This is a genomic window from Methylobacterium sp. TK26, from assembly GCF_055361565.1.
Map to the genome: position 1 here is coordinate 2,537,246 of NZ_CM143965.1, position 21,591 is coordinate 2,558,836.

The window sequence follows — 21,591 nt, forward strand, 5'->3', positions numbered from 1 at the left end:
TACATGTCAGCGCGCGTCTGCTCGATTCATGTCCGGGCAGGGTTAAGACTTCGCTGCCGCGAGGCCGCCGACATCAATGATCGTGGCATCTTCTGGCCGAAACAGGCGCTTGGCCTGCGCGAACAGCGAGCCCGTCACGAGGATTCCGAGGATCGGCAGGTCGAACACGATGAGGATGCGCGCCAACGGCATCAGCACCCACGCCGCCACCGTGAACGGCGCCGCGCCGGGCGCGCGCCCGAGGATGAGGAGCGTCACGGCGGGCGCCGCGATGGCGAGGTCGTAGTGGGACACGTAAGGTTGCATCGCCAGGGCCGCGACGAGGATGACCGCCAGCGTGCCCGGCTCGCCCGCGCCACGGTGGAGCGCCTTCGTGCCGAAGGCGAGCGCCGCCGCGCTCACGACCCCCTGGATCGCCCAGGCGACGTTGCCGGGCACGCCCGAAAACCGCGCCGCGAAATAGGCGGAGACCGAAGTCTCGATCATCTTGGCGTTGAACTCGGTGATGAAGGCGCTGTGCACCGGCATCAGCACGGTGAGGAAGATCCTCCATACGTCGATGCCGAACACGGCCACCGAGAGCCCGACGAGGGCGAGCGTCGCGACGGCGCCCGCGACGAGGCAGCGCCACTGGCCGTTGAGCAGGAGCATCAGCCCGATGGCGGCGGCGAATTGGGGCTTGGTGGAGAGGAAGGCGAGGCAGAGCCCCGACAGCACCGGTCGCGGCCCCGCCTGGGTGAGGGCGACCGTGGCGGCGAGCGCCAGGAAGCCGTCGAAATGGCCGTACATCACCATCGCCACGGCGGGCGGCGAGAGGCACACGGCCAGCGCCGGGCCGAGGAGCGCCGCGCCGCGTAACAGCATCCGCGTCGTCAGAGCGAGAGCGGCGAGGTTCAGGGCGGTCCAAAGAAACACGCCCGGCGCGAAGGGCATGAGCGCGAACGGTGCGAAGACGAGCATCGCGTGCGGCGGATAGACGAAGAGCAGGCCGGGATCGCGCGTGAGCCCGAAGGTCGATTTGATCGCGGCGCCGTAGGCCGGCAGGTCGCCGAGGATCGCCGCCTGCCCCGCGAGCACGAGACGCGGGCCCATCCAGAAGTTCACGAAGTCGCGGCCGAGCGGCGCCCCGATCATCCAGCCATGGACGTTCCAGGGCTGCATCGCCAACCACGACAGCGCGGACACGAGCGCGCCGCCCACGAGGATCGCGCGTTCCCGTCCCTGCAAGGTTGGTGTGAACATCGGTCGGCTCCTCGCGGGCACAACCCTAGGAAGCAACGGCTGACGATTGGTTAACCCAACAATGCTTCATCCTGAGGCGCGGCCCGGCGCCCCCTCCGGGCGGGGAGACGAGACGACGATGCCGGACCGAGCCCCGCCGGCCGAACTGCCCGCGCGGCGCATCAACCCGGCGATCCTGCTCTGGCTGCTGGCCGCCTTCGGCTTCGCCACGATGATCGCGCCGGCCGATCTCGGCATGGTCATCCACCATTTGCGCGTGCCCGATCCCGACGACGCGATGCGCCTCGTCGAGGTGCGCGACCTCGTGAACGGACAGGGCTGGTTCGATCTCGTCCAGCACCGCTTCGGGCCGCCTGCCGGGATCGTCAGCCACTGGTCGCGGCTCGTGGATGCCCCGCTGGCCGGGCTGATCCTGCTCCTCACCCCCCTCACCGGCCAGGGCATGGCGGTCGGCCTCGCCGCCGCGTTCTGGCCGATCGCGCTGTTCGGGCTCTACGCCGTCGTGCTGATGCGCGGGACCGGGGCCATTTTCGGCCACAGGGCGGGGCTGATCGCCCTCGTGGTCGCGACGCAGACCATCGGCGTCACCGTGCAATTCGCCGCCGGGCGGGTCGATCACCACGGGTTGCAACTCACGATCATCCTCGGCATGGCGCTGGCGCTGATGCGGGGTGGCGGCCGGGCGGGGCTCGTTGCGGGAATACTCGCCGCCGCCTCGATGGCGGTGGGGCTCGAAGGGCTGCCCTACGTGGCAGTGGGGGCGCTGTTCCTCTGCGGAGATTGGGGCCTGCGCGGGCGGGCTGCGCTGGCTGCGCTCGTCGGCTTCGGCCTCGGGCTCGGCCTGACGGCGCCGATCCTGTTCGGCGTGCAGACCGATCCAACCCGGTGGGGCATCACCGCCTGCGATGCCCTGTCGCCACCGTGGCTCATGCTCGCGGCAGGCGGGCTCGCTTTGACCCTGGCCTGCGCCGGCCTCGACCGGGTGCTGGCGCGTCCCGCCGCGCGGTTCGCCGCCGTGGCCGGGCTCGGCCTCGCCGTGGTGGCGGGCTTCGCGGCGTTGTTTCCCGTCTGCCTCGCGGGGCCCTTCACCGGCATGACGGCTGTTGTGCGAGAACACTGGCTGCTGAAGGTCAACGAGATGACCAGCGCGGCGACGTTCATCGCGCGGGGCCAGTGGGAGGGGCTGGTCTTCTACCCCGTCCTGATCCTCGCGACGCTCGCCGCCACCTGCCTCGCGCGGCGCGGGCGAGAATGGGCGGTCGCCGCGTTGCTGCTGTGGCCGGGGCTCGTCATGGGGCTGATGGAAGTCCGGGGCCTCTATGTCGCCAGCGGCCTCGTGCCCCTCGTGGCGGGCGGCTTCATAGACCGGGCGCTCGGCTCATCTGGCATCCGCTGGAAGAAGCTGTCGGCGGTGACGGCCGCCGGCCTCGTCAGCACCGTCTGGATCGCGCCCGCCGTCCTCGGCGAGACGTTGCTGCCCTGGACGCGCACCGCCAAGGACCCCGAAGGCGCCAGGATCTGCCTCACCGATACGGCCCTGCGGGATCTCGCGGTCCTGCCACGGGGCACGGTGCTGGCACCCGTCTTCATGGGGCCGGCGATCCTGCTGAACACGGCTCATTCGATCGTGGCCGCGCCCTATCACCGGGCGGTGCCGCAGATCGCCGCCTCCCTCGAAGGGCTCGGCGGCACCGAGGCGGATTTGCGCCGGGCGACCGCCTCGCAGGGCGCGACCTACCTCGTCGCCTGCCCGACGCGGCCGGCGGACGACCTCCAATCGGAGACCGCCTTCGCCACCCGGCTCACGCGCGGCGAGGCGAGCGCGGCGTGGCTGCGTCCCGAGCCCTCGCAGGGACCGCTGAAGATCTGGCGGGTGGCGCCTTAGACGAGCCGCCGGTCGAGGCGGATGATCCGGCACGGCTCACCTGCCTTGGCGGGCGGAGCATGCGGCTCGCGGACGAGCAGGGCCTCCGAGCGGCCGAGCACGGCGAGCATGGACGAATCCTGCCGGTTCTCGGGGGTGGCGACGGGCAGTTGCCCGGCTTCCATCGTGAGGCCGGCGCGCATGTAGTCCGCGCGGCCATCGTTGGCCGGCAGATCGCGGCCAAGAAGCGCCGGCTCGGTGCGGTCGGCCCCCGCCTGGGGATCTCCGAGCATCGCCCGGATCGCCGGCACCACGAAGAGCAGCCCGCAGACGATGGACGAGACCGGGTTCCCCGGCAGGCCGATCACCAGCATGTCCCCGAGCCGACCGTGCATCAGCGGCTTGCCCGGCCGCAGGGCGACCCGCCAGAAGCCGAGTTCCAGCCCTTCGCGGGCGAGCGCCGCCTGCACGAGGTCGTGGTCGCCCACCGAAGCGCCGCCGAGGGTGATGAGCAGGTCAGCCTTCGCCTCGCGCGCCCGGCGGAAGGCGGCTTCGAGCGCCGCATGATCGTCGGCGGCGATGCCGAGGTCGATGGCCTCGGCGCCCGCTTCCTCCGCGAGGGCGGCCAGGGCGAGGCTGTTCGAGGCGACGATCTGGTCCCAGGCCGGCGTCGCGCCGGGCTCGACCAACTCGTCCCCCGTGGCGAGGATCGCCACCCGCGGACGGCGGCGCACGTCGAGGCGCGGATGCCCGGCGGCGGCCGCCAGGGCGAGGCGGCGTGCGTCCAGGGTCATGCCTGCGGCCAGCAGCACCTGCCCCGCCGCGAAATCGAGCCCCTCCCGGCGGATGAACCGGCCCTGCTCCACCGCCTCGCGGACGTGGACCATGTCGCCCTCGGCCTCGGCATCCTCCTGGATCAGGATGGCGTCGGCGCCCTCCGGCACCGGGGCGCCGGTAAAGATCCGCACCGCCTCGCCGGGTTGGAGCGTGCCCGAGAAGCCGTGGCCGGCGGCGCTGGTGCCGGCGAGCGTCAGGCGCGCGCCGACCGTGCCCGCATCGGCCGCCCGCACGGCGTAGCCGTCCATGGCGGAAGCCGGGAACGGCGGCTGCGTGCGGGTCGAAGCGACCGGCGCCGCGAGCACCCGGCCGGCGGCGCGCGCGAGGGGCACGCTTTCGGCCTCGACGGGCCGGGCGACACTGGCGAGGATGCGGGACAGCGCCTCGGCGACGGGGATCAAGCCGCTCATCGGCGTCGGCCTCACTCTGCTGCGTCTGCCCTGTAGGCGCCGGAGCGCCCGCCATCCTTGGCGAGGAGGCGGATGCCCTCGATGCGCATGCCGCGATCCACCGCCTTCACCATGTCGTAGACGGTGAGGCAGGCGACCGAGACGGCGGTCAGCGCCTCCATCTCGACGCCGGTCGGCCCCTGCACCCGCACCTCGGCGGTGAGGCGCAGGCCGGGAAGGCTCGGATCCTCTTCGCACTCCACCCGCACCTTCGAGAGGAGCAGCGGGTGGCAGAGCGGAATGAGTTCGTGCGTGCGCTTGGCTGCCATGATCCCGGCGAGCCGGGCCGTGCCGATCACGTCGCCCTTCTTGGCGTCGCCCTCGCGGATGAGCGCCAGGGTGTCCGGCAGCATCACCACGCATCCCTCCGCGCGGGCGGTGCGGGTGGTGGCGGGCTTGTCGGTGACATCGACCATGTTGGCCGCGCCCGAGGCGTCGAGATGGGTGAGTCCCTCGCTCATGCCTTGGACTTCTTGCCCGTGTCCCCGAACAGCAGAGCGCGGGTCGCCTTGGTGACGTCGCCCTGGCGCATCAGGCTCTCGCCCACCAGCACCGTGTCGAGGCCGTGCTTCGCCAATGTCTCCACGTCGGCATGGCTGCCGATGCCGCTCTCGGCCACGGCGATGCGATCATCCGGGATGCCGGGCTTCAGCCGCAAGGCGTTGTCGAACGAGACCTCGAAGGTCTTCAGGTTGCGGTTGTTGACGCCGACGAGGGCGGTGCCGAGCGGCAGGGCGCGGGCCAGTTCGGCTTCGTCGTGGACCTCGGCCAGCACGTCCATCTTCAGGTCGTGCGCGGTCTCGACCAGGGCGGCGGCCTCGTCGTCATCGAGGCAGGCCATGATGACGAGGATGCAATCGGCCCCCCAGGCCCGCGCCTCGTAGACCTGATACGGCTCGAACATGAAGTCCTTGCGCAGCACCGGCAGGCGGCAGGCCGCCCGCGCGGCGATCAGGTAATCGGGCTTGCCCTGGAAGGACGGCTCGTCGGTGAGCACCGAGAGGCAGGTGGCGCCGCCCTTCTCATAGGCCGCCGCGAGGGTGGCCGGATCGAAATCGGCGCGGATCAGCCCCTTCGAGGGCGAGGCCTTCTTCACCTCGGCGATGAGGGCCGTGCGCCCCTCCGCCCGGTGGGCGCGGATCGCTTGCGCGAAGCCGCGCGGCGGATCGGCCTGCGCGACCTTCTTCTCAAGCTTGGCCAGCGGCACGCGCAGCTTCGCCTCGGCGATCTCGCGGCGCTTGTACGCCTCGATCCGCGCGAGCACGTTCGGCCGCTCGGGCGCCTCGGCGGCGGGGTCGGGCGCGGCCTCTTGCGTCAGCGAGGTCATCGGCTCTCCTGCCCCTTCGAGCATTCTTGCGACACGCGCACCAGACGCGCGAGGGTGGCACGGCCCGCGCCGGTATCGATCGCATCCTGCGCCCGGGCGACCCCGTCCGCCAGGGTCCCGGCGCTTCCCGCGACGACGAGAGCCGCGCCCGCATTGACAACTGCGATATCGCGGTAGGCGTTTCGTTCGCCCGCGAGCACCGCTTCGAGGGCTTTGGCGTTGTGCGCCGGATCGCCGCCGTGCAGCTCCTCCGGGGCGCGCAGGGTCAGGCCGACATCGCGCGGGTCGATGCTGAACCGCGTGATCCGGCCGTCCTCCAGGGCGACGACGCCTGTCGGACCGGTGACGGTGATCTCATCGAGCCCGTCCGACCCGTGCACGGTCCAGACCCGCTCGCTGCCGAGTTCGGCCAGCACCCGCGTCAGGGGCTCGGCGCGGGCGCCGTCCGCGACGCCGAAGAGCTGGCGGGTGACGCCGGCCGGATTGCACAGGGGGCCGAGCAGATTGAAGATCGTCCGCACCGGCAACTCGGCCCGCACCCCCGCCAGATGGCGCATCGCGCCGTGATGGGTCTGGGCGAAGAGGAAGCACAGGCCGGCTTCCGCGAGGCAGCGCTCCTGCTCCGCCGGATCGAGCCCCAGGGCCACGCCGAGCGCCGCGAGCACGTCGGCCGCGCCGGAACGGGAGGTCGCGGCACGGTTGCCGTGCTTGGCCACCGGCACGCCGCAGGCCGCGACGAGGATGGCGGCCAGCGTCGAGACGTTGACGCTGCCCGAATGGTCGCCGCCCGTTCCCACGACATCGACCGCGCCGGCCGGCGCCGTCACGCGCACCATCCGCGCCCGCATCGCCTCGGCAGCGCCGACGATCTCCTCCACATCCTCGCCGCGCATCTTCAGCGCCGTGAGGAAAGAGGCGGATTGGACGGGAGTCACCTCCCCCGACAGGAGCAGGTCGAAGGCCGCGCGCGCTTCGGCGCGCTCGAGGGGCTGGCCCCCGGCGACCTTGGCGAGGAGCGGTCTGAAGCTGTCCATCGGAATCGTCGCAGGGAGCGGGGCTGGCGGCGTCAATGCACGTCGGCGGCGGGCCTGTCACGCTGCGCGTTCCAGGCCCTGGCGAGATCGAGGAAGTTCTTCACGATTTCCGCGCCGTGCTGGGAGCGGATGCTCTCCGGATGGAACTGCACCCCGTGCACCGGCAGGGCCTCGTGCTGCAGGCCCATGATGAGCCCATCCGCCTCGGCGGTCACGGCGAGTGCTGAAGGGCAGGTCGCCCGGTCCACTACCAGCGAGTGGTAGCGCGTCGCCTCGAAACTGTCGTTGATGCCCCGGAACAGGCCGCTCGCCCCATGGCGGATGGTCGAGACCTTCCCGTGCAGGGGAAGGGGTGCGCGCACGACATCCCCGCCGAAGGCCTGCCCGATGGCCTGCAACCCCAGGCAGACGCCGAAGATCGGGATCTCGCCTGAGAGATCGCGCACCACGTCAAGGCAGATGCCGGCCTCGTTCGGGCTGCAAGGGCCCGGCGAGAGCACCAGCGCGTCCGGCGCCTTCTCGCGGATGTCGGCCACCGACAGCGCATCGTTCCGCGCCACCTCGATCGAGTCGCAGAGCGGGCCGATCAGATGGACGAGGTTGAAGGTGAAGCTGTCGTAATTGTCTATGACGAGGACTTTGGACATGGCGCGGATCCGAACCCTGGCGCGGTGTGGCGCGTCGGGGCGGGCGGGTCAATGGCGCGCTATTGCCCCCGCCGCGCCTGCGCCGCGAAGCGCACCGCCTCTTCCGCCGCCCGGAACAACGCCTTCGCCTTGTTGACGCATTCCTGCTGCTCGGAGGCCGGGTCGGAATCGTAGACGATGCCCGCGCCCGCCTGGACGTGCATCCGCCCGTCCTTCACCACGGCGGTGCGGAGCACGATGCAGGTGTCCATCTCGCCGCCCGCGCCGAAATAGCCGATGCAGCCGGCATAGGGCCCGCGCTTCTGCTTCTCCAACTCGTCGATGATCTCCATGGCCCGCACCTTCGGCGCGCCGGAGACGGTGCCCGCCGGAAAGCCGGCGGTGAGCGCGTCGAGGGGATCGTGCCGCGTGTCGAGGTCGCCCTCCACGTTCGACACGATGTGCATCACTTGGCTGTAGCGCTCGATGAAGAACTGATCGGTGACGCGCACGGTGCCGATCCGCGAGACGCGGCCCGCATCGTTGCGGCCGAGATCGAGGAGCATCAGGTGCTCGGCGCGCTCCTTGGGATCGGCGAGCAGTTCCTCCGCGAGGGCCCGGTCCTCGGCCGGCGTCGCGCCCCGGCGGCGGGTGCCGGCGATGGGCCGGATCGTCACGACGCCCTCGCGCACCCGCACCAGAATCTCCGGCGACGAGCAGACGATCTGGAAGGCGTCGAAATCGAGGTAGCAGAGGAACGGCGCCGGGTTCGTGCGGCGCAGGGAGCGATAGAGCGCGAAGGCCGGCAGGGTGAACGGCGCCTCGAAGCGCTGCGACAGCACCACCTGGAAGACATCGCCCGCGACGATGTACTCCTTCGCCCGCGCAACCATCGCGGCGAACTCTTCCGGCGTGGTGTTCGAGACCGGCTCCGGCGCGGCGACCGTCGCGAGGTCGATCCGCGCCTCGATGGGCAGCGGGCTTTCCAGCGCGGCCGCGACGCCGTCGATCCGCGCCAGGGCCGCCTCATAGGCGGCGCGGGCGGAGATTCCCTCGGCCGGGCGCACGGGCGTCACCACCGTGATGACGTCGCGGATCGAATCGAACACCACCATCAGGCGCGGGCGCATCAGGATCGCGTCCGGCACGCCGAGCGGGTCCGGGTTCGGAACCGGCAGGCGCTCCATGGCGCGCACCATGTCGTAGCCGAGATAGCCGAACAGCCCCGCCGCCATCGGCGGCAGGTCGCGGTCCTCGTCGGCGCCGATGGCGCTCTCGGCGATCAGCCCGCGCAGGCTCGCGAGGGGATGCCGGCCATCGGATTCGAACGCGGTGAGATCGGGCTGGCGGGCGAGGGAGGCCGCGCCGTCCCAGCAGCGCCAGATCAGATCGGGGTCGAGCCCGATCATCGAGTAGCGCCCCCGCACCGCCCCGCCCTCGACCGATTCGAGCAGGAAGGCGGGCCCGGCATGCCGGGCGCGGAGCTTCATGAAGGCCGCGACCGGCGTTTCGAGATCGGCCACCAGGGCGATCTCGATCAGGCTCGGACGCCCGGCCTCGTAGGCGACCCGGAAGGCGTCGAAATCGGGCAGGTCCGACATCAGTACTCGCCGCCGAAGACCTTGCGGAGCGCCGCCTGATCGACCTTCACGCCCGCGTTCTTCTGCACATCCGTGATGTACTGGGAGAGCACGTCGTCGGCGATGGCCGACTGGAAGTTCTGCGTGACGGTCTTGTCGCTGGGGCTGTCGGCCACGAAGGCCGGCATCGTCGCCGACGTCACCTTGAACACGGCGCGCGAATCGCCCGAGGCCGCGCTGCCGGACTTACCGACCGGCGTCGCGAAGATCAGGTTCACCACATCGGCGGTGAGCATGTCCTTCGGCTGGTTGCGCGCGAGGTCCGAAGTCTCCTGCGGGTTCACGCCAACCTCCTTGGCCGCGTCCTCGATGCTCGCGCCCTTGTCGAGCTTCTCGACCAGTTCGCGGCCCTTGGCCTGGAGGCGCTTGGCGGTCTCAGCCTGCATCCAACCGGCCTTCACCGCGTCCTTCACCTCGTCGAACGGCTTGTCGTGGGCGCCGTCGATCTTGGTGACGTCGTACCAGATGTAGCCGCCGCTCTTCGTGCGCAGGGGCTCGTTGTCGCCGCCGATCTCGGCGCGGAACACCGCCGGCAGGGTCGTGTCCGCATCGGGGATGGTGCCGATGCGGGTGCCGTCCGGCGCCTTGCCCTGGCCGTCCACCGCCTGCACCGCCACGAGGTTGAGCTTGCGCTCGGCGGCGATGTCCGCGAGCGACTTGGCGCTGGCGCGCTGGTCCTCGATGGCGTCGCGGATATCCTCGATCTTGTCTTTCGCCCGCTGCAGGGCGAGATTCTTGCGGATCTCGCCCGAGACCTCCTCGAACGGCTTCACCGTGCCGGGCTCGATCTTGGTGACCCGCAGCAGCACCTGGCCGAACTGGCCCTTCACCGGCGGGCTCACGCCGCCCTCGGGCAGGCTGAACGCGGCCTCGGCCACGGTCTTGTCGAACAATTCGTCGCGGGAGAGCGTGCCCAGCGTCAGCTCGCTGCCGCTGGTGCCGCGCGCCTCGGCGACCTGATCGAAGGTCTTGGCCCCCTCCTCGATCTCCTTGCGCGCCGCCTCGGCCGAGGCCGCATCGGGGAAGACGATCTGCTGGATGGTGCGCTTCTCGGGGCTGCCGTAGCGGCTCTTGTTGAGGTCGTAGGCCTTGCGCGCGTCCTCGTCCGAGACCGGCTCGGACTGCGCCACCGTCTCGGGATCGACCACGAGGAAGTTCACCGTGCGGTACTCGGAGGCGCGGAACTTGTCCTTGTTGCCCTCGTACCAGGACTTCAGCTCCTCGTCGGTCGGGGCCGCGATCTGGCCGGCATCGGAGGGCTGCAGGAACAGGAAGGACACTGCCCGCCGCTCGGTCGTGTAGCGATGCACCGACTCGCGGAGGGCCGTCGGCACGCTGATCCCGCCGGAGACCGCCTCGGCCAGCTGGATGCGGGCGATCACCGAGCGCTGCTCGTTCACGAAGCGCTGCTCGTTCAGGCCGGCGCGCTGGAGCGTCTGGTAGAACAGCTGCGGGTCGAACTGCCCCTGGGCGGTCTGGAACGACTTCTCCTCGTGGATCGCCCGCAGCACGGCGCTGTCGGGGACGGCGAGGCCGAGGTCGCGGGTCTTCTGGTCGAGGGCCGCCTCGGTGATGAGCTGCGACATCACCTGCCGGTCCAGGCCGAGCGCCCGCGCCTGCTCCGGCGAGAGGGCGCGCTTCAGCTGCACCTGATAGCGCTCGAGCTGGTTCTGGTAGGCCTGCCGGACCTGCTCGGACGAGATCTTGGTGTTGCCCACCGTGGCGACGGCGCTCGTCCCGCCGCCGCGGATCAGATCCTCGACGCCGTAGATGCCGATGCCGAACATCAGCAGCGAGAAGATGATCGCCAAAACGATCTTGCCGAGCCAGTGCTCGGTGGCGGCGCGGATGCCCTGCAGCATGGTGTGTCTTGGAAACGCCGGTCTGGAAAATGCTTCGTCGCGGCTCGCGATAGACCATTCGCGCGGTGAAACAAAGGCTCGGCCGCGTCACCGTCCCCGCCCGCAGCGGGGAGAAAGGGTTCGCGCGCGGTTTGCGCGCCTAAGCTTGCTCTGGTACGGCCGCCGGATCACGCAGCGGTGAGGAGTGGGGCGGGGAATGACGCAGGGCGGGCGGCGGCCCCTGGTCGCTGGCAACTGGAAGATGAACGGCACGCGGTCCTCGATCGCGGTGGTGGAACAGATTCGCGACGGCCTGTCGCCCGATCTGTGCTCCCGGATCGACGTGTTGATCTGCCCGCCCTCGACCCTGATCGGGTCCTGCGTGGCGGCGGCCTACGGGTCCAACATCGCCATCGGCGGCCAGAACCTGCACGCCCGCGAGAGCGGCGCCTTCACCGGCTCGATCTCGGCCGAGATGCTGGCCGACCTCGGGGCGAAATACGTGATCGTCGGCCATTCCGAGCGGCGCGCCTACCACCACGAGACCGATGACGGCGTCCACGCCAAGGCGCTCGGGGCCCGCCGCGCCGGGCTCTGCGGCATCATCTGCGTCGGCGAGACCATCGAGGAACGCGAGCAGGGCCGCGCCCTGGACATCGTGCGCGCCCAATTGGCCATCGGCCTGCCCAAGGGTGCGACGGCGGCCGATACGGTGATCGCCTACGAGCCCGTCTGGGCCATCGGCAGCGGGCGCACGCCCACGCCGAAGGACATCGCCGAGGTCCACGCCTCTCTGCGCGACATGCTCGACAAGCTGGCCGGCGAGGAAGCGCACAAGATCCGCATCCTCTATGGCGGCTCGGTGAAACCCGGCAACGCCCGCGAAATCCTCTCGGTCGAGAACGTCGACGGCGCCCTCGTCGGGGGCGCGAGCCTCGTGGCCGACGATTTCCTGGGGATCTGCAAGGCCTACGCCTGAGACGAATCCGGGGCGCAACGCCCCGGGCTTCGCATGGGTGTCACACTGACTTGGTCTTGAGGGTGGGCGAGTCCCGTCCGAAAGCGCCCGATGTCCGAGGATCTGAGTTCCGCCCATCCCGCCCTGGTGGAGATGATCCGCCGGGAGATCCTCGACAGCTACGACGAGGAGCTTGAGCAGGATCTCGAGGAGTCCCGCCTCGACGCCCTCGGCCCGGCCGAAGGCCATGGGGCGCTCGACCGGCGCTTCTATTTCCGCGAACTCCTGCGCCTTCAGCACGAATTGGTCCGGCTGCAGGATTGGGTCCAGCACCACAAGCTGCGCGTCGTCGTGATCTTCGAGGGCCGCGATTCGGCCGGCAAGGGCGGCGTCATCAAGCGCATCACACAGCGGCTGAACCCGCGCGTCTGCCGCGTGGCGGCGCTGCCCGCGCCGAACGAGCGCGAGCGGACGCAATGGTACTTCCAGCGCTACGTCGCCCACCTGCCTGCGGCGGGGGAGATCGTCCTGTTCGACCGCTCCTGGTACAACCGGGCCGGCGTCGAGCGGGTGATGGGCTTCTGCACCGAAGGCGACGTCGAGGAGTTCTTCCGCTCCGTGCCGGAGTTCGAGCGCATGCTGGTGCGCTCCGGCATCGTCCTGCTGAAATACTGGTTCTCCATCACCGACGAGGAGCAGGCCCTGCGCTTCACCATGCGGATCACCGACCCGCTGAAGCAGTGGAAGCTCTCGCCGATGGACGTCGAATCGCGGCGGCGCTGGGAGGATTACACCCGCGCCAAGGAGGACATGCTGACCCGCACCCACATCCCCGAGGCGCCGTGGTGGGTGGTCGAGGCGGTGGACAAGAAGCGGGCGCGGCTCAACTGCATCAGCCATCTCCTCGGACAGATCCCCTACGGCGAGGTGGAGCACCCGCCGGTCCACCTGCCCGCGCGGGTGCGTCACGCCGATTACCTCCGCGCGCCGATCCCGGCCGAGATGCACGTGCCGGATCGCTACTGAACCGTGACGCGGGCGTGGTTGGCGCTGGCGTCCGCATGGTGTAAGGCCCGGTGCATCTCGATGGAGCGGCGCCGGACGCCGCCCCGCGCCCCTGCCTAGACCGCACCCGGTCGGCGCGGGCGAGTGAACCGGATCCCCGATGCAGACCGTCCTGATCGTCGTCCACCTTCTTATCGTCCTCTCGCTCATCGGCGTCGTGCTGCTGCAGCGGTCCGAGGGCGGCCTTGGCCTCGGCGGGGGCGGCGGGGGCGGCGTCGGCGGGTTCATGACCGGCCGCGGCCAGGCCAACGCCCTGACGCGGGCCACCGCGATTCTCGCGGCCATGTTCTTTGTCACCAGCATGACCCTCGCGGTCATGTCGCACCGGTCGGCGGCGCCGAAGTCGATCCTCGACACGGGCGCCCCGGCCGTGCCCGGCGCCCCGGCGACCAAGGCCCCGGCGGGCGCGGACAACCTCCTCGACACGCTGCGCAGGGCGCAGGACCGGGCGCCCGAGCAGGCGCCCGCCTCGCCGGCACCCGAATCCGGTGTCCCGACCGCGCCGCAGTCGCGCTGACGTCTTGCGCGGGTCGTCCACGGCCCGCGTCCTGCCCGAGTTTCGCACGGATACGCCCGCGGGTTCCGAACCCGCGGCCGTTTCGCGTTTCATCCCCAGCCACCGCCGGTTTGCGACGGTTCTCCGTTTGGCAAACGCGGCTGCCTTCTTTATGGATCGAGGCCCATGACGCGGTACGTTTTCATCACCGGCGGCGTGGTCTCCTCCCTCGGTAAGGGGCTCGCCTCGGCGGCATTGGCAGCGGTGCTTCAGGCCCGCGGCTACCGGGTGCGGATGCGCAAGCTCGACCCCTACCTGAACGTCGATCCGGGCACGATGAGCCCGACCCAGCACGGCGAGGTCTTCGTCACCGACGACGGCGCCGAGACCGACCTCGACCTCGGGCATTACGAGCGCTTCACCGGCGTGCCGGCCTCGCGGGCCGACAACATCACCACCGGGCGCATCTATCAGGACATCATCGCCAAGGAGCGGCGGGGCGACTATCTCGGCGCCACGATCCAGGTGATCCCGCACGTCACCAACGCCATCAAGGACTTCGTCCTCGAAGGGAACGATGCGTTCGACTTCGTGCTGGTCGAGATCGGCGGCACGGTGGGCGACATCGAGGGCCTGCCCTTCTTCGAGGCGATCCGCCAACTCGGCCAGGAACTGCCGCGCGGCACCACCGCCTTCGTGCACCTGACCCTGCTGCCCTACATCCCGAGCGCGGGCGAGTTGAAGACCAAGCCGACGCAGCACTCCGTGAAGGAACTGCGCTCCATCGGCATCCAGCCCGATATCCTCCTCTGCCGCTGCGACCGGCCGATTCCCGTGGAGGAGCGGCGCAAGCTCGCCCTGTTCTGCAACGTGCGCGAGACGGCGGTGATCGAGGCGCGAGACGTGGCGTCGATCTACGAAGTGCCCCTCTCCTACCGCACCGCCGGGCTCGACCGGGAAGTGCTCGGCCATTTCGGCCTGGAGCACGGTGACGAGCCGGATCTCGCCCGGTGGCGGACCATCGCCGAGCGGGTCCGCAATCCCGAGGGCGAGGTCTCCATCGCCATCGTCGGCAAGTACACGGGGCTGAAGGACGCCTACAAGTCGCTGATCGAGGCCCTGACCCACGGCGGCATCAACCACCGGGTGAAGGTGAACCTGCAGTGGATCGAGGCCGAGGTGTTCGAGCGCGAGGACCCGGCCCCGTTCCTCGAAGGGCTCAACGGCATCCTCGTGCCGGGCGGGTTCGGCCAGCGCGGCGCCGAGGGCAAGATCCGCGCGGCCCGCTACGCCCGCGAGAAGAAGATCCCCTATCTCGGCATCTGCTTCGGCATGCAGATGGCGGTGATCGAGGCGGCGCGCTCGCTGGCCGGCATCCCGCAGGCGAACTCCTCCGAGTTCGGCGAGACCGCCGAGCCGGTGGTCGGCCTGCTGACCGAGTGGCTGCGCGGCAACGAATTGGAGCGGCGCCGGGCAGAGGGCGACCTCGGCGGCACCATGCGGCTCGGCGCCTACGACGCGCATCTCGACCCCGAATCGAAGATCGCGCAGATCTACGGCTCGGAGCGCATCTCCGAGCGCCACCGCCACCGCTACGAGGTCAACATGGCCTATCGCGAGCGGTTGGAGGCCAAGGGCCTGCGCTTCTCCGGCCTCTCGCCGGACGGGCTCCTGCCGGAAACGGTGGAGCATGTCGGCCACCCGTGGTTCATCGGCGTGCAGTTCCACCCGGAGCTGAAGTCCCGGCCGTTCGATCCGCACCCGCTGTTCAAGGGCTTCGTCGGCGCGGCGATCGAGCAGAGCCGCCTCGTGTGATGGATCGGTCGCGCTGCGTGATCCTGCCGCCGTCCTTCGCTGAGGGACGGTGCAGCCCTATCTTACGCTGATCGTGACAGAGATCCTGTTCTACCACCTCCAGCACCAGCCCCTCGAACGGGTGCTGCCGACCCTCGTCGAGCGGTCGCTGGAACGCGGCTGGCAGGCGGCGATCCAGGCCGCGAGCGAGGAGCGGCTGTCCGCCCTTGATGACCAGCTCTGGACCTATGCCGACGAGAGCTTCCTGCCGCACGGCACGGATCGCGAGCCGGATGCGGCGAGCCAGCCCGTCGTGCTGACCCTCAAGGACGCGAACCCGAACGCCGCCTCGATCCGCTTCCTCGTGGAGGGCGCCGACCTTCCGGCGGATGCCGGCGCGTATGCCCGCATCTGCATCCTGTTCGACGGCACCGATCAGGAGGCGCTTCTGCGCGCCCGGGAGCAGTGGAAGCAGGCCAAGGAGGCGGGCCACGCGGTCGCCTATTGGCAGCAGGACGAATCCGGCCGCTGGAACAAGAAGGCGTGACGCCCTCCATGACGATGCACAGAGCCGGCCGCCTCGCGGGCGCCCTCCTCCTGACCCTCGCCCTGCCCCTGCCGCTCGCGGCGCAGGAGGCCCACCAGGGCCCGCCGCCCCGCGCGCAATCCTCCGGCCCCGAGGGACGGCGCCTGCCGGCCGATTCGGTGACGAGCCAGAGCCTCACCCTCCCGGATGGGCGCAAGCTCGATTTCACCGCCACCGCCGGCAGCCTGCCCATCGTGGACGAAGGCGGGAAGCTTCAGGCCGAGATCGGCTTCATCGCCTTCACGCGCCCCGCCGAGGAGGGCCGCGAGAGGCCGATCACCTTCGCCATCAATGGCGGCCCCGGCGCGTCGTCGGCCTATCTCAACCTCGGCGCCATCGGGCCGTGGCGCCTGCCGCTCGGCAAGGACAGCATCAGCCCGTCGCAGGGCGTCGCCGTCGTGCCGAACGACGGGACGTGGCTCGATTTCACCGACCTCGTCTTCATCGACCCCATCGGCACCGGTTACAGCCGCGCGACGGACGGCGATCCGAAGAAGTACTGGTCGGTCGATTCGGACGCCTCGATCCTTTCGGCGGTGATCGCGCGCTACCTGCGGGTCAACACCCGCATGGCGAGCCCGAAATTCTTCGTGGGCGAAAGCTACGGCGGCTTCCGGGGGCCGCTCATCGCCGCGAAGCTGCAGGAGGAGATCGGAATCGGGCTGTCGGGCATGGTGCTGCTCTCGCCGGTCCTCGATTTCGCGTGGCTCGAACGGCCGCGCTCCGATCCCTGGGGCTTCGTGCTGCGCCTGCCCTCCCTGGCGGCGACGGCGCAGGAGCGCGGCGGCAAGGACCCGAGTTCGGCCTCCCTCGCCGACGCCGAGGCTTACGCCACGGGCGCCTATTTCGCCGACCTTCTCAAGGGTCCGGGCGACACGCAGGCCGTCGACCGGATGGCCGACCGGCTCGCCCCCCTCACCGGGCTCGACCGCGAGTTCCTGCGCCGGCAGGCGGGCCGTCCCTCGGGTCGGGGCGTGCAGCGCGAGTATGGCCGCGAGAACGGCCGGGTGACGAGCCTTTACGACACCGGCATCACCGGCTGGGACCCGGAGCCTGATTCGCTCGCATCCCATTTCGAGGATCCGCAACTCATGGCGATGCAGGCGCCGCTCACCAGCGCGATGCTGGACCTCTACGCCCGGACGCTGAAATGGCCGGTGCCGAACATGCGCTACGAGTTGCTGAACGGCGCGGTGAACAGCGGCTGGAATTGGGGTTCGCGTCGGCAGGCCCCGGAGGCCCTGACGGCCTTGAAGGGCGCGCTGGCGCTCGATGGCAAGTTCCGCGTGCTCGTGGTCCACGGCGCGACCGATCTGGTGACGCCGTACTTCGCGTCGAAGTTGCAGATCGCGCAGGTGCCCCCCTACGGCGGCGGCCGGCTCAACCTCGCCGTCTATCCCGGCGGGCACATGTTCTACGGGCGGGATGCGTCGCGGGCGGCCTTCCACAAGGATGCCGCCGCGCTCTACGACGCGGCGCTGAAGGACCGCTAGACGCGGGCCGGGACGAGCAGCGCGACGATCCCGAGCAGCCAGCCACCCATCAGGGCGAAGCCACCGCTCGGGGCGGCCATCGGCAACAGCGCGTGGCCCACCAGCGCGCGCAGGCTGAGATCGCCGCAGAACAGGCAAAGCCCCAGGGCGAGCAGTGCGGCCGCGATGCGGGCGAGGGGCGCCCGCACCAGCCCCGCCGCGCCAAAGGCCACGAGGGCGAGGATGGCGGGGGCGTGGAACAGCAGGAACTGCGCGGCGGTCTTCAGCGAATCGGCGCCAGGGATGTGCGCCGCCGCCGCGCTGGCTGCGACGCCGAGGAGTCCGCACAGGCAGGCGAAGGCGCCGAGCGCCCGGTCCGGCGGCGCCAGCCTCACAGGCCGCGCTCGGCGAGCAGCCGGGCCACCGCCGCCCGCAGGTCCGCCACGCCGTAATCGTCGCGGCTGGAGGTCAGGATCACCTCGGGATAGGCGGCGGGGCGCTTGGCCAGGGCCTCGCGGATGCCGGCGAGGCGGGCCTCCATCTGGCTCTTTTTGAGGGCGTCGGCCTTGGTCAGCACGACCTGATAGCTCACCGCCGCCTTGTCGAGCCCGTCGAGCACGTCCGTGTCGATGCTCTTCAGCCCGTGGCGGGAATCGATCAGCACGAAGACCCGCGCGAGGTTGGCGCGGCCCTTCAGGTAGGAATGGATGAGGTTCGTCCAGGCCTCGACCTTGGCCTTCTCGACGGCGGCGTAGCCGTAGCCCGGCATGTCCACCAGGGACAGGCGCTCGCCAATTCGGAAGAAGTTCAATTGCTGCGTGCGGCCCGGCGTGTGCGAGACGCGCGCCAGGGTGTTGCGCCCGGTCAGGGCGTTGATGAGGCTGGACTTGCCGACATTCGAGCGCCCGGCAAAGGCGATCTCGAGACTCTCCATCGGCGGCAGCCGGTCGAGGGTCTGCGCGGCGGCGTAGAAGTCGGCGCTGCCGGCGAACAGCAGGCGGCCAGCCTCGGTGAGGCCGGCCGTCTCGTCGTCTGTCGTATCGGGTGTGGTCACGTCAGCCCTTGGTCGGCGCCGTCTTGGCCGGTGTCTTGGAGCCGCGCTTGAACGTACCGCGCAGGTTGTCCCACAGTTCCACCTTCACGCCGTTGCGGCGCATGATGACGTATTGCTGCAGCACCGACAGGCTGTTGTTCCACGCCCAGTAGATCACCAGTCCGGCCGGGAACGAGCCGAGCATGAAGGTGAAGATGATGGGCATGAAGGTGAAGATCTGCGCCTGCACCGGGTCCGGCGGCGCGGGGTTCATCTTCATCTGCACGAACATCGTGATGCCCATGATGATCGGCCACACGCCCAGGTGGATCGGGATGTATTCCGGGGGCGTGAAGGGCAGCAGGCCGAACAGGTTCACGATGCTCGTCGGATCCGGCGCCGCAAGGTCGTGGATCCAGCCGAAGAACGGCGCGTGCCGCATCTCGATGGTGATGAACAGAACCTTGTAGAGCGCGAAGAAGACGGGGATCTGGATCAGCACCGGCCAGCAGCCGGCGACCGGATTGATCTTCTCCTTCTTGTACAGCTCCATCATCGCCTGTTGCTGCTTGATCTTGTCGTCCTTGTACCGCTCCCGGATGGAGGTCATCTCGGGCTGGACGGCCTTCATCTTGGCCATCGAGATGTAGGACCGGTTGGCGATCGGCAGGAACAGCAGCTTCAGGCCGAGGGTCACGATCAGGATCGAGACGCCGAAATTGCCGAACAGGCGGTAGATGAAGTCCAGCGCCCGGAACATCGGCTGGGTGATGAACCAGAACCAGCCCCAATCGATCATCAGATCGAAGTGCCGGAGGCCGAACTCCTTCTGATAGCCGTTGATGACGTTGACCTCCTTGGCGCCCGCGAACAGGCGCTGGGTGGCCGTCGCCGAGGCCCCGGCGGCGAGGTTCACCGCGTCGCCACGGGCGCTCGCTTGATAGACGTTGGTGGCGCCATCGGTGCGGTCGGTGAAGGCGCCGGTATAGGGCGCATTCTGCTCGGGAATGACGGCCGCCGCCCAGTACTTGTCGGTGATGCCGAGGAAGCCGCCGGTGACGTTGCTGAACGCCTTACCCTTTGTGTTGGCGCCGCCATAGGCGCCTTCCTTGGCGAGCTTGTCGTAGGTGATCTCCTGCAGGCCGTCGTCGCCGAGATAGCCGATCATGCCCTCGTGCAGGACGTAATAGCCCTGGGTGTGCGGCTTACCCCAGCGGGAGACGAGGCTGTACGGGTAGAGCGTGACCGCACCCGAGCCCTTGTTCTCGACCGAGTCGCGCACGGTGAACATGTACTTGTCGTCGACGGCGACGATGCGCTTGAACGTCAGGCCCTCGCCGTTGTCCCAGGTCAGGGTCACGGGCATGCCGGGCGAGAGCGTCTTGCCGTCGGAGGTCCACACCGTCTCGCTGTTCGGCAGCTTCGCGTTGGCGCCGACCCAGCCGAACTCGGCGTAATAGGGCGTCTCCGTCCCGGCCGGCGAGAACAGGACGATCTCGGGGCTCTGGGGGTTGATGGTCTCGCGGTAATTCTTCAGCGCCACATCGTCGATGCGGGCGCCCTTCAGGTTGATGGACCCGGAGATGGCGGGGGTCTCGATCTTCACGCGCGGGGCGCGGGCCAGCGCCGCCTCACGGGAGACCGGGCCGCCCGGAGGCGTCGGCGCGGTGCCGGGGGCCGGGGCGGCAGGGCCGCCCTCCTTCGGCGAGGGCGAGGGCACGCCGTCCGGCGTCACGCCCGGCGGCTGGGTCTGCGCCTGGGCCGCCTTGTTCTGGGCCTCGATCTGGCGCTGCTGCTCGAGGCGCGGCCCGGCCACGAAGTACTGCCAACCGAGCAGCACCAGCAGCGACAGGCCGATGGCCACGAACATGTTGGTCTTGTCATTGCCCATTGGGGACACCAAGGCCTTTGTTCGGGGAGGCGGGCGGCGCCGGGGGGCGCTTTCCGCGTCGGGATGAAGGGGGGTTCGGCCTGCCGCCGGAGTCCGGCTTGCCGGCGCGGGCCACCGCGGGAATCGCTTTGCGGAGATCGTCGGCGAGGGCCGCGAAATCCGCATGGAGCGCGGGGCGGCGGGCGACGAGCACGATATCGGCGGTGCGGCCCGCGAGGTCGGCGGGCAAGCCGGCGGCGACCTCGGCGACGACGGCACGAAGCCGCCGCTTGATGCGGTTGCGCTCGGTCGCATGACCGACGCGCTTGGTGACGGTGAAGCCGAGGCGCAGGCCACCGGCTTCCTCAGAGCGCAGGATACCCTGCGCCGTCATCCGTTCGGTGTGAAAACGGCGGCCCGCGGCAGCGGCCAGAAAGTCGGGCCGCTTCTTGAGCCGTTCGATCGTCGCCATCGACCGTTCGATCCCGGCTTCAATGCCCCGGAAGGGGCCGCGCCAGGGGCGCGGCGGCGGGTCTCGACCCGCCGGGCTCAGGCCGACAGGCGCTTGCGGCCATGGGCGCGGCGACGGGCCAGCACCTTGCGGCCGCCGGCCGTCGCCATCCGCGCACGGAAGCCGTGGCGACGCTTACGGACGAGCTTACTCGGCTGATAGGTTCTCTTCATGACGAATGGCCTTCAAAGGTCGAGGCGCGCTCGCGGGCGGCTATGCCGCTCCCGACCTTCACGCGTCCTGCATGTCTCGCAAACACGAAGGGCGCCCAAGTGGGGCGCCCCGTCGCGGGTGGCCGGCTTATGGCGGAAGGGTTGGCACAAGTCAACGTTTTGCAGCCCCCTTCGGGCCATTCCTTAGTGTCCCTCGAACTCCATGAGGGTACGCACTTCCACGCCGAGGTCGCGCAGGCGCTTGGCGCCGCCGATCTCCGGCAGATCGATCACGAAACAGGCCGCCACGACCTCCGCGCCGATCTTGCGCAGCAGGTTGATCGCCGCGATGGCTGTGCCGCCCGTGGCGATCAGGTCGTCCACCAGCAGCACCCGGTCGCCGGGGCCTACCGCATCCACGTGGATCTCGATCTCGTCGGTGCCGTATTCGAGGGCGTAGGCCATCGAGACGGTCTTGTGCGGGAGCTTGCCCTTCTTCCGGATCGGCACGAAGCCGCAGGACAATTGGTGGGCGATGGCGCCCCCGAGGATGAACCCCCGCGCCTCGATTCCCGCCACCTGCTTGATGCCGCCGCCCGCGTAGGGGTGCACCAGCGCGTCCACCGCCCGCCGGAACGAGCGCGGATCCGACAGAAGCGTGGTGATGTCGCGGAAGACGATGCCGGGCTTGGGATAATCGGGAATCGAGCGAATCGATTCCTTCAGGGAGACGTGGCGGCGGGCTTCCATGCGGCGATCTTCCCTGACGAACGGGGCGGTTAAAGCAGATGGGC

At 69.9% G+C, this 21,591-nt stretch carries 21 protein-coding genes; 7 read left to right on the forward strand and 14 right to left on the reverse strand.

The annotated features are described in order from the left end of the window. Positions 1–42: 42 nt before the first annotated feature. Positions 43–1,242 (reverse strand): glycosyltransferase family 87 protein, encoded by a 1,200-nt coding sequence (locus ACXJ1Y_RS12195; RefSeq protein WP_463846530.1) that lies wholly within the window; start codon positions 1,240–1,242, stop codon positions 43–45. A gap of 118 nt (positions 1,243–1,360) precedes the next feature. On the opposite strand from ACXJ1Y_RS12195, the gene ACXJ1Y_RS12200 reads away from it, so the two are divergent. Continuing rightward, positions 1,361–3,127, forward strand: a complete 1,767-nt coding sequence (locus tag ACXJ1Y_RS12200) for a hypothetical protein (protein ID WP_463846531.1) — start codon at positions 1,361–1,363, stop codon at positions 3,125–3,127. Here ACXJ1Y_RS12200 and ACXJ1Y_RS12205 read toward each other — a convergent pair. From ACXJ1Y_RS12205 to ACXJ1Y_RS12235, 7 genes are read right to left on the reverse strand one after another with little or no spacing between them, the layout of a single operon-like run. Continuing rightward, positions 3,124–4,353, reverse strand: a complete 1,230-nt coding sequence (locus tag ACXJ1Y_RS12205; protein ID WP_463846532.1) for a molybdopterin molybdotransferase MoeA — start codon at positions 4,351–4,353, stop codon at positions 3,124–3,126. The genes ACXJ1Y_RS12200 and ACXJ1Y_RS12205 overlap by 4 nt on opposite strands. Before the next feature lie 11 nt (positions 4,354–4,364). After that, positions 4,365–4,853, reverse strand: a complete 489-nt coding sequence (gene moaC, locus ACXJ1Y_RS12210) for a cyclic pyranopterin monophosphate synthase MoaC (RefSeq protein WP_463846533.1) — start codon at positions 4,851–4,853, stop codon at positions 4,365–4,367. Then, positions 4,850–5,719, reverse strand: coding sequence for an indole-3-glycerol phosphate synthase TrpC (trpC, locus tag ACXJ1Y_RS12215; RefSeq protein ID WP_463846534.1), 870 nt, complete (start codon positions 5,717–5,719; stop codon positions 4,850–4,852). Before trpC ends, moaC begins: the two co-directional genes overlap by 4 nt. Further along, on the reverse strand, positions 5,716–6,753 hold the full coding sequence (gene trpD / locus ACXJ1Y_RS12220; RefSeq protein WP_463846535.1) for an anthranilate phosphoribosyltransferase: 1,038 nt from the start codon (positions 6,751–6,753) through the stop codon (positions 5,716–5,718). Before trpD ends, trpC begins: the two co-directional genes overlap by 4 nt. Before the next feature lie 32 nt (positions 6,754–6,785). After that, complete coding sequence (locus ACXJ1Y_RS12225) at positions 6,786–7,400, reverse strand: anthranilate synthase component II (RefSeq protein WP_463846536.1); 615 nt, start codon at positions 7,398–7,400, stop codon at positions 6,786–6,788. Positions 7,401–7,459: 59 nt separating this feature from the next. Further along, positions 7,460–8,980 carry an anthranilate synthase component I gene (gene trpE, locus ACXJ1Y_RS12230; protein ID WP_463846537.1) on the reverse strand — a complete coding sequence of 507 codons (1,521 nt, stop codon included), beginning with the start codon at positions 8,978–8,980 and terminating at the stop codon, positions 7,460–7,462. Next, complete coding sequence (locus ACXJ1Y_RS12235) at positions 8,980–10,881, reverse strand: peptidyl-prolyl cis-trans isomerase (protein ID WP_463846538.1); 1,902 nt, start codon at positions 10,879–10,881, stop codon at positions 8,980–8,982. Before ACXJ1Y_RS12235 ends, trpE begins: the two co-directional genes overlap by 1 nt. A 196-nt stretch (positions 10,882–11,077) precedes the next feature. Between ACXJ1Y_RS12235 and tpiA the strand changes: the two genes are divergently transcribed. The 6 genes from tpiA (at position 11,078) to ACXJ1Y_RS12265 (ending at position 17,252) form a co-directional block, all read left to right on the forward strand. Then, positions 11,078–11,839 (forward strand): triose-phosphate isomerase, encoded by a 762-nt coding sequence (gene tpiA, locus ACXJ1Y_RS12240; RefSeq protein ID WP_463846539.1) that lies wholly within the window; start codon positions 11,078–11,080, stop codon positions 11,837–11,839. Between the two features lie 90 nt (positions 11,840–11,929). After that, the gene (gene ppk2 / locus ACXJ1Y_RS12245) at positions 11,930–12,844 is read left to right on the forward strand and encodes a polyphosphate kinase 2 (RefSeq protein ID WP_463846540.1); all 915 of its coding nucleotides are present in this window, start codon (positions 11,930–11,932) and stop codon (positions 12,842–12,844) included. 139 nt (positions 12,845–12,983) lie between these two features. After that, a complete protein-coding gene (gene secG, locus ACXJ1Y_RS12250) occupies positions 12,984–13,400 on the forward strand; it encodes a preprotein translocase subunit SecG (protein ID WP_463846541.1) in 417 nt (138 codons plus the stop codon). Between the two features lie 165 nt (positions 13,401–13,565). Next, positions 13,566–15,194 carry a CTP synthase gene (pyrG, locus tag ACXJ1Y_RS12255; RefSeq protein WP_463846542.1) on the forward strand — a complete coding sequence of 543 codons (1,629 nt, stop codon included), beginning with the start codon at positions 13,566–13,568 and terminating at the stop codon, positions 15,192–15,194. A gap of 73 nt (positions 15,195–15,267) precedes the next feature. Beyond that, complete coding sequence (locus tag ACXJ1Y_RS12260) at positions 15,268–15,720, forward strand: DNA polymerase III subunit chi (RefSeq protein ID WP_463850104.1); 453 nt, start codon at positions 15,268–15,270, stop codon at positions 15,718–15,720. A gap of 14 nt (positions 15,721–15,734) precedes the next feature. Beyond that, a complete protein-coding gene (locus tag ACXJ1Y_RS12265; protein WP_463850105.1) occupies positions 15,735–17,252 on the forward strand; it encodes a S10 family peptidase in 1,518 nt (505 codons plus the stop codon). Here the strand turns inward: ACXJ1Y_RS12265 and ACXJ1Y_RS12270 are convergent. From ACXJ1Y_RS12270 to ACXJ1Y_RS12295, 6 genes are all read right to left on the reverse strand, one after another. Then, on the reverse strand, positions 17,249–17,626 hold the full coding sequence (locus ACXJ1Y_RS12270; RefSeq protein WP_463846543.1) for a DUF423 domain-containing protein: 378 nt from the start codon (positions 17,624–17,626) through the stop codon (positions 17,249–17,251). The two genes, ACXJ1Y_RS12265 and ACXJ1Y_RS12270, sit on opposite strands and share 4 nt — an antisense overlap. Further along, positions 17,623–18,285 (reverse strand): ribosome biogenesis GTP-binding protein YihA/YsxC, encoded by a 663-nt coding sequence (gene yihA / locus ACXJ1Y_RS12275; RefSeq protein ID WP_463846544.1) that lies wholly within the window; start codon positions 18,283–18,285, stop codon positions 17,623–17,625. The genes ACXJ1Y_RS12270 and yihA overlap by 4 nt, the downstream gene beginning before the upstream one ends. 1 nt (position 18,286) lies before the next feature. Continuing rightward, a complete protein-coding gene (gene yidC / locus ACXJ1Y_RS12280) occupies positions 18,287–20,155 on the reverse strand; it encodes a membrane protein insertase YidC (protein ID WP_463846545.1) in 1,869 nt (622 codons plus the stop codon). Beyond that, complete coding sequence (gene rnpA / locus ACXJ1Y_RS12285; RefSeq protein ID WP_463846546.1) at positions 20,145–20,606, reverse strand: ribonuclease P protein component; 462 nt, start codon at positions 20,604–20,606, stop codon at positions 20,145–20,147. The genes yidC and rnpA overlap by 11 nt, the downstream gene beginning before the upstream one ends. A gap of 77 nt (positions 20,607–20,683) precedes the next feature. After that, complete coding sequence (gene rpmH / locus ACXJ1Y_RS12290) at positions 20,684–20,818, reverse strand: 50S ribosomal protein L34 (RefSeq protein ID WP_238205808.1); 135 nt, start codon at positions 20,816–20,818, stop codon at positions 20,684–20,686. 183 nt (positions 20,819–21,001) lie between these two features. Then, positions 21,002–21,547 (reverse strand): adenine phosphoribosyltransferase, encoded by a 546-nt coding sequence (locus ACXJ1Y_RS12295; RefSeq protein ID WP_463846547.1) that lies wholly within the window; start codon positions 21,545–21,547, stop codon positions 21,002–21,004. Positions 21,548–21,591 lie beyond the last annotated feature (44 nt).